9 protein-coding genes and 1 pseudogene are annotated in these 14,642 nt (G+C 35.8%); 8 read left to right on the top strand and 2 right to left on the bottom strand.

From position 1 onward, the window contains the following. The first annotated feature begins 176 nt into the window (after nucleotides 1-176). Complete coding sequence (locus tag B9Y84_RS15715) at nucleotides 177-2,387, top strand: S9 family peptidase (protein ID WP_139828062.1); 2,211 nt, start codon at nucleotides 177-179, stop codon at nucleotides 2,385-2,387. 293 nt (nucleotides 2,388-2,680) lie between these two features. Next, nucleotides 2,681-4,246, top strand: coding sequence for a fasciclin domain-containing protein (locus tag B9Y84_RS15710; RefSeq protein WP_085518342.1), 1,566 nt, complete (start codon nucleotides 2,681-2,683; stop codon nucleotides 4,244-4,246). A gap of 543 nt (nucleotides 4,247-4,789) precedes the next feature. Here B9Y84_RS15710 and B9Y84_RS15705 read toward each other — a convergent pair. Further along, complete coding sequence (locus B9Y84_RS15705; protein WP_139828061.1) at nucleotides 4,790-7,750, bottom strand: TonB-dependent receptor; 2,961 nt, start codon at nucleotides 7,748-7,750, stop codon at nucleotides 4,790-4,792. Nucleotides 7,751-7,962: 212 nt separating this feature from the next. On the opposite strand from B9Y84_RS15705, the pseudogene B9Y84_RS21060 reads away from it, so the two are divergent. The 6 genes and pseudogenes from B9Y84_RS21060 to B9Y84_RS15680 all read left to right on the top strand — a co-directional run. Then, nucleotides 7,963-8,193, top strand: a pseudogene (locus B9Y84_RS21060) (BatA domain-containing protein); the annotation flags it as partial. A gap of 15 nt (nucleotides 8,194-8,208) precedes the next feature. After that, on the top strand, nucleotides 8,209-9,918 hold the full coding sequence (locus B9Y84_RS15700; protein WP_245830873.1) for a hypothetical protein: 1,710 nt from the start codon (nucleotides 8,209-8,211) through the stop codon (nucleotides 9,916-9,918). A gap of 2 nt (nucleotides 9,919-9,920) precedes the next feature. After that, entirely contained in the window at nucleotides 9,921-11,204 is a 1,284-nt protein-coding gene (locus B9Y84_RS15695) for a dihydroorotase (RefSeq protein ID WP_085518339.1), read from the top strand. 3 nt (nucleotides 11,205-11,207) lie between these two features. Continuing rightward, entirely contained in the window at nucleotides 11,208-11,732 is a 525-nt protein-coding gene (locus B9Y84_RS15690) for a DUF4199 domain-containing protein (RefSeq protein ID WP_085518338.1), read from the top strand. After that, nucleotides 11,729-12,694, top strand: a complete 966-nt coding sequence (locus B9Y84_RS15685) for a glycosyltransferase family 2 protein (RefSeq protein WP_085518337.1) — start codon at nucleotides 11,729-11,731, stop codon at nucleotides 12,692-12,694. The genes B9Y84_RS15690 and B9Y84_RS15685 overlap by 4 nt, the downstream gene beginning before the upstream one ends. Further along, complete coding sequence (locus B9Y84_RS15680; RefSeq protein WP_085518336.1) at nucleotides 12,691-13,674, top strand: glycosyltransferase family 2 protein; 984 nt, start codon at nucleotides 12,691-12,693, stop codon at nucleotides 13,672-13,674. The genes B9Y84_RS15685 and B9Y84_RS15680 overlap by 4 nt, the downstream gene beginning before the upstream one ends. An 18-nt stretch (nucleotides 13,675-13,692) precedes the next feature. Here the strand turns inward: B9Y84_RS15680 and B9Y84_RS15675 are convergent, their stop codons facing one another. Beyond that, a complete protein-coding gene (locus tag B9Y84_RS15675; RefSeq protein WP_085518335.1) occupies nucleotides 13,693-14,460 on the bottom strand; it encodes a class I SAM-dependent methyltransferase in 768 nt (255 codons plus the stop codon). Nucleotides 14,461-14,642: the final 182 nt, after the last annotated feature.

Genomic DNA, 14,642 nt, shown 5'->3' with positions numbered 1-14,642 from the left:
TTATCCCAAGGTATTCTATCTATAAAAATATGTTAGATCTGTAAACTTTTTAGGACTATTCTACCTAAACCCTCTAACCTGAAAACCTGATAACTTGACAAGCTGTAAACCTATATTTCCATTCCTTTTTATTAAATTCAGGCCTAATTAGAACAAAGACAATCAGAAATATGATAATGAAACGATTTACGCAGCTTTTTAGCTTGCTATTATTGATGATGTGCTTTTCAGTTCAAGCACAGGAGAAACAAACATTCAGTAGCTTTCAAGAAGCTATGTCTGGTTTAAGACCGCTGGGCGGCAACTCAGGCCCGAGTAATATCAATTGGATTAATGATGGTGAGGCTTATTCATTTACTGAAAGAGCTGAAAACGGAGCTCAATTAATTAAATCTTTTAAGCCAAAGAGCGAAGAAGAGAATCTAATATTTTCTACTGAAGGCATGAAAGTTCCTGGATCTGAAGATCCATTTCAATATGTGTCTTTCCAGTGGTCAGATGATTCCAAATATTTATTATTTCAAACTAATTTCCGTCCTGTTTGGAGAAGATCAGGTATATCAGACTATTACTACTATTCTATTGAAAACAAGACCTTAGATTTAGTTGCTAAAGACGCACAAACTGCTGAATTATCTCCGAACGGAAAAAAAGTAGGCTATGAAAGAGGGGGTAATTTATTTGTTTTCGATTTAGCATCTAAGCAAGAAACTCAATTAACTGATGATGCCGAAGACGGATTCTACAATGGTCGTTTCGGATGGGCTTATGAAGAGGAATTTGGACTTGCTCAAGCGTGGGAATGGTCGCATGACAGTGAGTATATCGCATTTTGGCAATCTGACGAAAGAGAAGTCCCTATTTTTCAAATGACGGATTATCAAGGTACTCATAAAGAATGGATAAAAGTTCCGTACCCACAAGTAGGGGATACCAACCCGACCGTTAGAATTGGGGTGATTAACGTATCTAAAAAATCTAAAGAGTGGATGCAGGTTCCGTTGGAGGAAGGGTATATCCCAAGGATTTACTGGACAGCTGAAAAAGAGAAATTAGCAGTGATGCATTTGAACAGAGCACAAACTCATATGAAAATGTACATGGCAGATGCTAAATCAGGAAAAGCCAATATGATCATGGAAGAAACTTCTGATGCCTGGATTGATGTGTTTGATTTCTTTGCGGGCATTATGCATTACGCATTTTTCCCTAAAGATAGTGAAGAGTTTTTCTGGATATCTGATAAGGATGGATACGCTCATTTGTATCGCTACGATTACGAAGGTGAATTGCAAAATCAATTGACAGAGGGTGAATGGGAAGTCGTGTATGTGCATGCTGTTGATAGTAAAAAGAAGAAAATATATTACAGCTCAACAGAAGATTCACCTCTGGAAAGACAGCTCTATGTGGTGAATTTTAATGGAAGAGGGAAAAAGAAAGTGACAGAGATGGAAGGTCGTCATAACATTGATATGGCTCCTGAAGCGACTTATTTTATTGATAGATATTCTAACATAAATACGCCTACTAAAATTGAATTGCGAGATGCTTCGGGTAAGTCTATAAAAATGTTGGAAGACAATAAGCAAGTTAATGAAGCAATGAATAATGTCGCATTTGTGATGCCGGAATTATCAAGTTTTGAAAATAGTGAGGGCAATAAAATTGACATTTCAGTTTATAAACCCTTAGGCTTTGATGCATCCCAAAAATATCCTATGGTAGTAGATGTTTACGGTGGACCAGGTGCACAATCAGTTTATAATCAATGGAGCGTAAGTGCTTGGCATCAATATTTACTTCATAATGGCTACGTAGTATTGCAGGTAAATAACAGAGGAGGTGGAGGCTATGGCCGTGAGTTTGAAAAAGTAGTTTATAAAAATCTAGGTCATGCTGAAGCTCAGGATTTTGCTGAAGCGGCCGCATACATAATAGATCAAGGATATGTTGATGCTGATAAAGTTGCGATCAGAGGCCATAGTTACGGAGGATATATGAGTAGCTTTTCTATTTTGAATCACCCTGAGGTTTTTAAAGTGGCTCTTGTAGGAGCTCCTGTTACAGACTGGAGATTATATGACAGTATTTATGCAGAGCGCTATATGGGATTGGAAGAGGATAATGAAGAAGGCTATATCAATTCTGCTTCGACTACTTATGCAAAGAATTTAACAGGCCATATGTTTATAGCGCATAGCACTATGGATGAAAATGTACATGTTCAAAATACGTTTCAATTGGTGAAGGGATTAATCGACAATGGAAAAGATCATGATTTGAAAATTTTTCCTCCAGGAGCGCATGGTGTAGCTTATAACTACCCGAGTTATTTACTTTTGATGAATAACTATATCAATTATTTAGATAGGTATTTGAAGTAAGCGATTAGATATTGGTCAATTTGAATCCTGTCGGGTATCGGTTTATAGTGATAGCTATTGTTTATAGATATTGAATAGCGAAAGCAGTTGTTGGAACCTGACAGGCTGATGTACACATTCAAAACTATTTTTTGAATTGTCCCAACTATATTAAACAATATAGTGTCTAATAACTGCTTGCGAAAAAATAATTGCGTAAATTAGTCGTTATGCATAACAAATATTCGTAACAATATTTTAAGAATGAGGTTTAATTACCTATTTTCACAACTACTTAACAAATTAAAACTACTATGAAGAAGAAAAATTTATTTTTAAAATCGACAAGCAGCTTATTAGCTATGCTTTTTGTGGTAATGTCGGCATTTATGTTCACGGCATGTGACGATGATCCAGAACCAGAACCGGAACCAGAAAATTCAATACTAGAGATAGTTTCAGCCAGTGAAACACATACTCAACTCGAAGCTTTTGTAACAGCTGACGCTGACTTAGCAGCTGCATTAGGTGGCAATAATTTGACGTTATTTGCTCCAAATGATGCTGCTTTTGACAGATTGAGAACTATTTTAGATGTAGAAAGCTTAGATCAGGTAAACCCTGCTGTAATAGGCGCTGTGCTAAGATATCATGCTGTTGCATCTGTTGAATTAAGAGAGTCTTTTACAGAAGAATCTGAATTAACATCATTGCAAGGTGAGGATATTACTTTTAATGCTGATGCAAATATATTCAATGGAGGAACAGATACTGATGTTGAATTCGTTGGAGATGAAATTTTAGCCACGAATGGCGTAGTTCATGTAGTGGAAACGATTTTGATTCCACCATCGATTTTTGCAACTATTGGAGCTAATCTTGGTAAAGTTTCACAAACGGTTTTATTAGGTGCTGATTTTAGTACATTAGCTGCGGCTATTGCAAAAGCAGATACTTATGCTGATGCAACTACTGGCGTTCCATTTTTAACGGATGTTTTAGCTGGTGATAATCCAATTACGGTATTTGCTCCAATTAACCAAGTATTTGCATCTGCAGGTATAACTTTAGAGACCTTTACTGCTGAGCAGTGGTACGGAATTATTGCAACTCATGTATTAGCGGGTGGTGATTTTTCAGCTGAAGATATTCAAGCTGGTTTAGCCGCAAACCCAAGTGTAAGAACTTATGCTACGGCAGCTCAAACCAACATACAAGTAGGTCCGGGTATATTTACAAATCCGGAGACTGGTGAGGATGTTGCTACAATTTCTGCTGGAGGTGCTCCTGTAGTATCTGCTGATATTACTTCTGATAATGGAAGAGTTCATGCTGTTGCAGGTATTGTATCAAGCGTTAATACCTACGAGACTGTTTTGTTAGGAAGTCCTGGTAATGCTGCTGAGCCAAGTTTCTATAATGCATTTAGCAATATTAGATATTCTTATGGAGATGCTGGTTCTGCTTCAGGTGGTACAAGTTCACCAGTTGATTTGGCTTACTATTTTGGTAATACAAACCAAGCGACATTAGCATCAATTGATTCGGATGGTTTAAGAAATAATTTCTTTGCTTCTAATAATTCATTAGACATTGCAATTGATTTTGATACTAGAAACTCAACACGCTTTAGAGTGACTGATTTATCCCCTGAACAATTTGGAGGAATTATCTTGAATAGTCAACTTGAAGATGCTGCCAGTTCTGAAAATAATACAAATTTATCTGCTACCAATCTACAAGAAGGAAGTGTTGTTGCTTTCACTTTAGATTCTGATCGAGGTGGATATGCAGGGTTAATAAGAGTGGTCTCAGTTGATGACACTAACAACACTGGAACCATAACTATAGAAGTGAAGGTACAAGTTACTGGTAACTAATAAGTTTCGTTTTTAAAAATCAAAAGGTCATCACTCGATGGCCTTTTTTTATGCTCAATTTATTGAGTGCGTCTAAAGTATAGTCCTTAATTATCGTTTACTAAAATAAATACTTCCTTCATTTTTGGACTTGAAACATAATCTACTCTTTGTAAGAATCGTTACTAATTAGAAGAAAGCTTATATAGCTTTTTATGGTGATTGTCAATCCAGTTCAATAGTTTGATAGTATTTTTCGATCAGTATCAGAACTATTGTTTTTGTAATATAATGTCAGTTACTACAGGCATATGATAAAGATATGATGTTAGCTAGTATGAAAACTTAGAATAGGTTCCATGTACCTAGGTCAAATAGTTAACTATTGATTCGAAAGAATTTAAGAGCTTTATTTCATCTAGGTTTAATATTTGGCGCTATGAAAATTCTCAGATCTATCCAAATCAAACGTGCAAAGGTGGTGCTGCTTATAGTTTTCTCACAAAAAAAGGATGATCAAGAAATTGATCATCCTTAAAATGTATTTTTCTGAATTTTAAGAACTTAATTCATCAACTGGTCGAATGTGATTGAAACATAATAGATTCCTCCGATTCTAGGAGCTCCAAAACTTTGGATATAGTATTGATTGAATAAATTTGAGCCACCTACTTTCAACATCATTTTTGATGGTAGTTTATAAGAAATCTGAGCATCTGCAGTTCCAAACGCTGGAATTATCCCATCTCCGAAAGATGATTCCCAGAAGAATTCTGATTGCCATCTGTAAACAATATTAAAACCTAGCTTGTCGGTCAGTTTTCTATTACCAAATTTCACATTAAACTTGTGCTCAGGAGTATTAAAACCAAATACAAAATCATCACTTGCATTTTGAGTGTTTAATTGATTGTAGTTGTAATTCACACCAACTGTATATTTTCTTGGTAGACTATAGTTTAACTCACCAGCAAACCCATAGGCGCTTATTTGTTCATCTGCATTCGTATAAACTTGGAAAGTATTGTCTGCTGTTCCGTTCAGCAAAGTAAGAGGGTTAGGGGTTCCATCAGGATTTAAACCAGCTCTTCTCATTCGTTGCTGAACAATGAAGTCGTTATAATTATTGAAATAACCAACAAAATCCATCATCAACTTATTGTTTATAACACTTTTGTAACCTACTTCAAACGACTGCACTTGTTCAGGAGCAACTGGATCGAAGTTTTCTATCGGTGTCAATTGTTGAGCAGCAGATGGAATGAAATTGGCATCAGCCCTTTCTTCTGGAGTTGCTGCAAAAACATCAGCGGCAAACCCATTGACAGATTCAATAGTGTAAATATTAGGATCCGTACCAATTCCATATTCTTCCAAATTGCCAGGCAGTCCACCTAATAATCTACTAGAAATAATATCAAGATTTATAAACTGACCCTGAGTAGTTGGGTTTCTAAATCCGGTTTGAAAGGAGGCTCTAATATTATGTGTTTTATTAAATGTTAAAACTCCAGACAATCGAGGGCTGAAAACAGCATTAAAGTTTTCGTTCTTATCTCCTCGAATAGAGCCTATTAATTTCAATTTATCGTCTAGTAATCTTTTAGATGCCTGAGCAAAACCTCCGATTTCATTGATGGTGATGGGGTTTTCAGGGCTGTCTGGAAAAATAGTCCCATTTGATCTTAAATCATACTGACGGAAGCTTCCACCTACCAATATATCTACAAATTCTATCTTGTCGCTAAAATCATACTGTGCTTCTGCATGATACATTCTTGATTGATCGTTGAATTTTGGGCCAGAGGGTACTGTTCCTTCAGCAGCTTCTTGTAAAATTCTTTGACCTTCTTCTGAATCAAAATCCACATCAAAAAATGCTTCGGTTGTAGTTCTAGCATAGTTGAAGGCATTTCTCTGAATCTCTGGAGTAACATCTGCCACTGTATTGTTTTGTGGATCTATACCCTGCTGCGATAATGATGCTAAGTAGTTGTAAGCATAAGTACCCAACCAGCCTGAAACATCCTGCGAAAAAACACCTACAGGACTATTAGCAACACTTAAATCTAAAACTCTCTTTGCATAGAATTCAGTGATATAAGAATCACCAGAGTTTTCTAATGTAGCATAACCCCTTACAAACCAATTGGTTCCTTCAAATTGTAGTCTATGCTGTTGGATTCCGAAATTGTTCAAACTATATCGTTGAGCTCCGGTATAAATACTGGTTCCGTATCCTGCATTCCACAAATAACTGGCTTCAATATCGTCAGTGATTCTGTAATAGAGTCCAACGTTTGCTTTGTAATTTTCTGCTCCATAATCAATCACTTCATGTTCTTGATAAGGAGTTGCCGATACTAGTTGATTTGGAAGAAAGCCATTTTGAACGAAACTACTTGCCGGAACGCCTTTCATGATAAGGTTGTCTCTCTGGATTTGAGAATTATTACTCAATTGACCAGCTAAAGTGCCCCATGCATCGGAAAGAGATAAAATAGCTAAATTTACAGCCGCTTCATCTCCCATTAAGTTCGGTGCATCTTTACCAGGGTTGAAATCCAAATTATCAGGCTGCAGCCCTGAATTTCGATCAGAGCTATAATCAGTCGCATACCAATCTTCAGCGCGCATATAACTAGCATTTACCTTAAAAGCGAAACGATCATTGAATAGAGACTTAGCATACCGTATGGAAGCCTCGTACATTGGTTGCGGTGTACTTGGTGCCCCTGCTTCAGTATTGGCATCTACATGATTGACTCCTACTTTAGCAAATGCGCTTAAACCCTGATATTCAAAGGCGGATTTACTGGTTACTCTCATAATACCATTAAATGCATTCGGTCCATAAAGTGCAGATTGTGCGCCTGGAATAAACTCAACACTTTCTACATCTAATTCCGATGGGCCATTCAAGTTACCAATTGGGAAATTCAAAGCGGGTGCTTGAGTATCCATTCCATCTGTCAACTGAACGAAACGAGTGTTTCCTGTAGAGTTAAAACCTCTGGCATTTACAATTTGAAAGTTGATACTACTTTGGGTAACATCTACACCTTTCAAATAGCCGATAGATTTGTAATAATTATCTGCTGGTGTTTGTTGAATAGCTAATACATCCATTTTTTCAATGGAAACTGGAGATTGTAAAATACTTTCCTCAACTCTGGAAGCAGAAACCACTACTTCCTGTCCCATCAGCAGTTCTTCTGACATCGACATTTTAATACCAGTGCTGCTATTGTTTTCATCAATAGTATATTCCTGGGTTTGGTAACCTACCATACTGAATTGTAAGGTAATCGGGTTGGGGAGATTCACACTAAAGTCAAAGTTACCGTCAAAATCAGTCGTGGTTCCTAATACCTTTCCTTTCACTACCACATTCACCCCTATGAGTGGTACTTTAGAGTCATTATCTATGACTGTCCCCGAAATTCTTGTGCTTTGTGCATTACTTTGCCATGCTATTCCTATTGCGAGACAAAATAGTAAGATAGTTTTTTTGAGTAAATTCATTTCCATTGAGTATAGTTTTAAAAATCTTGTATCAATTTAATCAAAAAATAGAGTTGATTAAGCTGTACAACCGACAATTTTAAATAATTTAATACAATTTATCTCAATAAATTAAAATTATCTTTTGGATTGTCTCTATTTATTGATGAACGGGCTAAATATTCCTATAAAGTATTGATTACTTTCATCTATTGCACTAATTTGCCCTTTCTATGACTATTACCAATCCTAGCGCTTTTTGGCTCCTTACTTTTATCTTAATCCCTATTCTGATTCATCTTTTTCAGTTTAGGAGATATAAAAGCCTCAAGTTTAGCAATCTTTATTTTTTGAGTGCTGTAAATGAAGAGGAAAAACGGAGCAAAAAGTTAAAACATCTTTTAATTTTATTAACAAGGATATTGCTTATTGTCTTTTTGGTACTTAGTGTGGCTAGGCCTTTTTTGGAAAGTGATTCTATGCAGTACGAACTGAACTTAGTAATCTTAGATAAAACGCCCTCCAATCTAAGTTTTGCAGAAGGAAAATCTAATCCTATAGTGGTGGAGAACATGAGTTTTATTAATCAGCTTTTTGAAAAATATCCTCAGGATTTGAAAGCTGTTGATCAATCAGGTCAGACAGTAGAGCCTTACGAAGAGCGAGCTATAAAGGAGAGTAAAAGCAAAATAAATTTCGAAAAAATACTAGAAGAGCATAATGATACGGAAAAGATATTGCTGTTAAGCGATTTTCAAAAATCTGTCATCGATGAAAATTTAGCGTTTTTTCAAGACTCTACTAAGGCCTATGTTTTTATGCCTCCTTACCTGCTGCCACCTAATAATGTCATGGTGGATTCAATTTGGGTTGAACAGAGTAATGGGAGAGGTGAAAATACTGATTTACGTATCAGACTTTTTGCGATTGGAAATGTAGAAGAAGTCAACCTTGCTTTGGAAAGTAACGGCCAGTTAATTGGAACACAGTTAGTTGAAATGGCTGAGAATGCTAGTATAATACTAGATTTCCCTATAAAGAGAGTTTTAAACAGCAGTTATAGAACTTTTCAGATCTCCTTAGAAGGTGATCAAATAGAATTTGATAATGAGTTCTATTTTTCCGTTCTAAATCAGGATAGGTTAAAAGTCTTGGGCTTATCAGCTGGTAGTCCCAATGAAATGATCAATACTGTTTTTGAGAATGAAGAACTCTTCGAATTTCGGTCGGAGTCACTGAATAATTTTTCTTTTCAGGATTTAGATGAATATGATCTAGTGTTACTTCACCTTGGAGACGAACTAAATAATTTTGCAGCTTCAGCCATCAAAACTTATGCTTCTTCAGGAAATAGTTTGCTTATCATACCTGAAAGTAACTTTGATCAATTTAATTTCCTGGAGGAGTTAGGATTTGCTAATGTAAGCTCCATCAATCAGACTAGCCGAGAAGCAGTAAGACTAGAAAAGCCAGATATTCGAAATCCGTTTTTTAAGAATATTTTCAACTCAATGGAGGGCGGATTAAGTATGCCAGAGTCTCAATTATTTATGAAGTGGAATAGTGGTCAAAATTTACTTGCTTTTGCCAATTCCTATCCTTTTTTAGGGCTCACCGGACGACAGGAAAATGTCTTTGCGTTTTCAGTGCCACTGAACGAAGACTATACCAACTTCACTCGGCATGGAATTTTTCTCCCCGTTTTGTATAAAATCTCATTTTCAGGAAAAAGGGAAAATCAAATTCAATACGCTTATTTGGATGATGCCATTATTAATCTCACGATTCCTGATTTAACATCAGGGGATATTTTTAAATTAAGGCAAGGTGAACAAGAGTTAGTTCCTGATCAAAGAATAAGTGGTAACAAATTAAGATTAATTTTACATCAAGAAGATATCAATAATGGGTTTTATGATGTAGTTAAAGCAAAAACTGAGGTAGAAGTGGCAAAATTAAGTTTGAATTATCCTAAATCGGAAAGTCAAAGTGACTATTACACTAGCTCAGAATTACAGACTTTATTTCAAGATCGTAGTAATATTATATTATTAGATAGCTATGATTTTTCATCAATTGACGATTACATAGCTGAAACCAAGAAAGGTTTTCCTTTGTGGAAATACTTCTTAGTATTAGCTTTGTTGAGTTTATTAGCTGAAGTTTTAATTATTCGCTTTTTTAAATAGATATGCGTACTTATATAAAAGCTGTCAAAATCATTAACCCTGCTTCCACATGGCATAATCAGACCATCGATATGCTATTAGATGAAGGACAAATTATAGATGTCAATCCTTCAGGAAAAGTTGATGCTGATCTTATTATTGAAGCAAAGCAATTATATGCATCTCCTTCTTGGGTAGATATGCGAGTTTTTTCAGGAGAGCCGGGTGAAGAGTACAGAGAAGATTTTGAGAGCTTAGCGAAAGTGCTAGAAGCAGGAGGATTTGGAGCAGCATTATTAATGCCTAATACGAATCCAACCATTCAAAATAAAGCAGACATTAAGACGATTTTATCTCATAATAAATCTCATGTCTGTCAATTTTTACCATCTGCTGCCATCACCATAAACTGCGATGGTGAGAATCTCAATGAGATGTTAGATGTTTTTCAAGCAGGGGCTCAGGCTTTTACTGACGGTGCTCAGCCGCTGTGGAATAGCGATATTTTAGTGAAGTCGCTACAATATCTTCAAAAATTTGACGGCTTACTGATAAACTTTCCTCAAGACCATAAACTAGCATTGTTTGGACAAATGAATGAAGGGAAAACTAGCACAGGATTGGGCTTGAAAGGCATTCCGCATTTGGCAGAAGAGATAGTAATCCAGCGAGATTTAGAACTTCTCCAATATGCCGGTGGTAAATTACATTTTAGTTGTATCAGCAGTGCTAAGAGCGTTCAAATGATTAAGGATGCAAAAGCCAAAGGGTTACGAGTGACTTGCGATGTTAATATTCACCATTTGATTTTAGACGATGAATATTTAGAATCTTTCGATACTAATTACAAGGTTTTACCTCCTTTAAGAACCCAAAAGGATATCAAGGCATTAATTGATGGAGTTAATGAGGGCGTGATCGATGCTATTGTATCGGCTCACCAGCCCTATGATCAAGACCATAAAAAAATGGAGTTTGATTTGGCTGAGTTTGGGATTATGGGGGCACAAATTGTTTTACCGCTTTATCATAAGTTCTTATCAGATCAAATTGATTTAGAAACTTTCTTAGCCTGCATAGAAAGTAATCCTCGTAAGATTCTAAAGATGAAGCAAAGTAAGATTGAAAAAGGTGTAGCGCCTGATTTTACGTTATTTTCTTTAGATGAGAAGTGGGTATTCAACGCAGAAAATAATTTATCAAAAAGTGATAATTCGCCTTTTCTGAATACTGATTTTTCCGCCAAGGTATTAGCAGTATTTAACAATAGAACACAATATTTGGATTCAAAATTTACTCACTCTTAAAGTATGAATTTATTAGTCAAAAGTCCCTTACGATTTAGCTTAATCGCCATATTTTTTGTGGTATTAATGTTTTTTATTCTGATTTTTTTAGATAAAAATCCTGTGATTTACGGAAGTAATATCATTTTTATCGGGCCACTTATGGCTATTTTCTTATTTTTCAGCATAAAAGTATTTCGTGATACTAATCCAGATGGTTTAAGGTTCTGGCAAGGTTTTTCGATCGGTATTTTATATACTCTCTTCTTCACGCTTTTCTATTCTATTGTTTTATGGATGGATGGAAGCGTGTTTGATACCGATCATTTTGATGAATATAGAGAAATGATAGTGGAGAAAATAGTAGCAGGTAGAGAAATGCTAGTTGATAAAATGGGGGAAGACGGTTATCAGGATTATTTGAGATCGGGAGAATCCTCAAACGCTCGAATTATCGGGAGTTTAGCTTTCAACAATATTCTAATTGGAATTTTAATCACTCCATTGGTTTCTTTATTTATGCGCACAAGTGAACCTAAGCGACTATGAAGTATAATTTAAGCATCGTAGTACCCGTTTTCAATGAGGAGGAGTCGATCCCTGAACTTATTGCTTGGATTGAAAGAGTGATGGCAAAGCATCCGATGCTGAGCTACGAAGTGATTATGATCGATGATGGGAGTTCAGATAACTCTTGGGAGATTATTCAAAATTTAGCAAAGAATAAACTTCAAATTAAAGGAATCAAATTTGCTAGAAACTATGGTAAATCTGCGGCTCTCCACACTGGATTTCGTTCTTCTGAAGGGAATGTAGTGGTGACCATGGATGCCGATATGCAGGACAGTCCTGATGAAATTCCTGCGCTCTACGATATGGTCGTAAAAGAAGGTTACGATATTGTGTCGGGATGGAAGAAGAAAAGGCATGATCCAATCAGTAAAACCATTCCTTCTAAATTTTTCAATTATGTTACTAGAAAGATCTCTGGGATTAAATTACATGATTTTAATTGCGGTTTAAAAGCTTATCGCCATAAAGTAGTGAAGAACATAGAGGTGTATGGCGAGATGCATCGCTATATTCCAGTAATAGCAAAGTGGAATGGATTTAGAAAAATAGGAGAGAAGGTTGTAGAACACAGAGCTCGAAAATACGGAGAAACAAAATATGGATTGGAGCGATTCCTCTATGGTTTTCTTGATCTATTGTCCATTACTTTTGTCTCTAAATTTAAGAAAAGTCCGATGCATTTTTTTGGTGCAATGGGAACCCTTTCGTTTATCTTCGGCTTTTTTGTTACCGTTTATATTATTGGTAAGAAATTTTATGAAATTCATTATAGTTTGCCAGTACGGGAAATTACTGATCAACCGCTGTTCTTTTTAGCTCTGGTGGCATTAATTGTTGGAGTGCAATTGTTTTTGGCCGGGTTTATCGGTGAGATGCTCACCATGAATTCACCGAGAAAGTTAGACTACAGTATAGATGAAGAAACTGGAATAGGATGAGGTTTTATTCTATTATTATTCCCATCTATAATCGTCCCGATGAGATCAAAGAATTATTAGAAAGTCTTACTCAACAATCTTTTGATAATTTTGAGATCATAGTAGTCGAAGATGGATCGACCATTAAATGTGAAGAGATTTGCCAGTCTTTTTCTTCTAAATTAAATCTTAGGTATTTCTATAAAGAAAATTCAGGTCAAGGGTTTAGTCGTAATTATGGATTTAAAAAAGCAGAAGGAGATTACTATATTGTCTTTGATTCTGATTGTATTATTCCTTCCGATTATTTTGAAACAGTAGAAACATACCTGAATGTTAACCCATTAGATGCTTTTGGAGGACCCGATGCAGCTATGGATAGTTTTACAATTGTTCAAAAAGCTATTAGCTATTCTATGACCTCTTTTTTTACCACCGGTGGCATCCGAGGAGGTAAAAAGCAGTTAGAAAAGTTTCGTCCAAGAAGCTTTAATATGGGAATTTCAAAAGAGGTTTTTGAAAAGACTGATGGTTACAATATTACACGAATGGGTGAAGATATTGAATTTAGTATTCGGATTGAAAAAGCTGGTTTTAAAACTGGCTTAATTCCTGACGCTAAAGTTTACCATAAGCGAAGAACAAAATTGAGCCAATTTTATAAACAACTCTTCTTTTTTGGTCGGGGTCGGATCAATATTTTTAGATTTTATAAAAGTGAACTGAAGGCAGTCCATTTATTGCCGTTATTTTTCGTGTTAGGATTGTTTTTTTGGTTCCTCACCCCTTTGTGGAGTCGTCAACTGTTTGAGTGGGGAGGGACAGCCTTCGCTGTTTACTATATACTTATTGGTGCGGATGCTTTTAGGAAGACGAGAAACCCCTTTGTGGCTGGTCTAAGTATACTAACCTCTTTTATTCAGCTATTTGCTTACGGTATGGGTTTTATTAATGAAAGTTTTAACTACGTAAAACAGCCGAAACCGACAGGACTGAAGTAGGTAAAATTCTTTGAGTAATTATTTCTCTACCTTATAAATTATTTCTCCTTTTGGCAGCGCATATTTTTTAACCCGGTATTCCGGTAGTTCGTTTATGTAGTTGTCTTCAGTTACCTCAAAGCCGGCTTTTCTTAATCTATCAGGATAGTCTTTTCCATAAAGCCTAACGTGATCATCCTGACCAAATATTTTCTCTCTTTCTTTTGGATCAGTGATACTATTATCCTCAAAAGTTTTCTCAGGGATGGGTTCAAAAAAGGGAATTTGTATTATTCCCCAGCCGCCTGGTTTTAATACTCTTTGGAGTTCACTCATAGCTTTAATATCGTTTTCAACATGTTCCATTACATGATTGCAAAAAATCACATCAAATGTATTTTCAGGAAAAGGGATATCATGAATATCCATTTTCACCTTTGCTAAAGGGGATTCGATATCGGCTGTGATATAATTTTCACCGTGTAGTTTTTCAAAATGATCCATGAAGCATTGCTCAGGAGCAACATGTAGAACTTTGAGTTTCGAATTGAAGAAATTAGTTTTTTCTTTTAAGTATAGCCAAATTAATCGATGTCGCTCTAAGGAAAGCGTATCTGGGCATAAGGCATTTTCACGTGGATTTACTCTTCCATATGGTAAAAATTTCCTGTATCCTTTTCCATTAATCGGGCAATAGACATTATCTCCTCTATAAAACAGACCGATTACTTTTAGGCTAATGCCACTAATTCTCTGAATGTATTTTCTAGGGATATTGCGTAATAAAAAACTTATAATTCTTTTCATGGAGTTATTTTGGAATGCAAAGGTAATAAAATGCTGGAATCTTCTTAAAGACTCTTGCTTTGTGTAGATGGAAATTGAAGTGGGTAGCTAGTTTATAATCATTGGCAGCGGCTTAGTAGATTAAACTGTGACGTATTTAAAACTAATATAATGTTATCGCATCATAAATTTAGTGGATCACT

The organism is Marivirga sericea (assembly GCF_900177665.1).
Taxonomy (GTDB): Bacteria; Bacteroidota; Bacteroidia; order Cytophagales; family Cyclobacteriaceae; genus Marivirga; species Marivirga sericea.
This window is presented reverse-complemented; position numbering and strand designations above follow the sequence as displayed.

Excerpts from the sequence above, each read along its gene's own strand:
- B9Y84_RS15695 (WP_085518339.1), top strand. The coding sequence starts at position 9,921 with ATGCGTACTTATATAAAAGCTGTCAAAATCATTAACCCTGCTTCCACA.
- B9Y84_RS15715 (WP_139828062.1), top strand. The coding sequence starts at position 177 with ATGAAACGATTTACGCAGCTTTTTAGCTTGCTATTATTGATGATGTGC.
- B9Y84_RS15700 (WP_245830873.1), top strand. The coding sequence starts at position 8,209 with ATGCAGTACGAACTGAACTTAGTAATCTTAGATAAAACGCCCTCCAAT.
- B9Y84_RS15710 (WP_085518342.1), top strand. The coding sequence starts at position 2,681 with ATGAAGAAGAAAAATTTATTTTTAAAATCGACAAGCAGCTTATTAGCT.
- B9Y84_RS15685 (WP_085518337.1), top strand. The coding sequence starts at position 11,729 with ATGAAGTATAATTTAAGCATCGTAGTACCCGTTTTCAATGAGGAGGAG.
- B9Y84_RS15705 (WP_139828061.1), bottom strand. The coding sequence starts at position 7,750 with ATGAATTTACTCAAAAAAACTATCTTACTATTTTGTCTCGCAATAGGA.
- B9Y84_RS15690 (WP_085518338.1), top strand. The coding sequence starts at position 11,208 with ATGAATTTATTAGTCAAAAGTCCCTTACGATTTAGCTTAATCGCCATA.
- B9Y84_RS15675 (WP_085518335.1), bottom strand. The coding sequence starts at position 14,460 with ATGAAAAGAATTATAAGTTTTTTATTACGCAATATCCCTAGAAAATAC.
- B9Y84_RS15680 (WP_085518336.1), top strand. The coding sequence starts at position 12,691 with ATGAGGTTTTATTCTATTATTATTCCCATCTATAATCGTCCCGATGAG.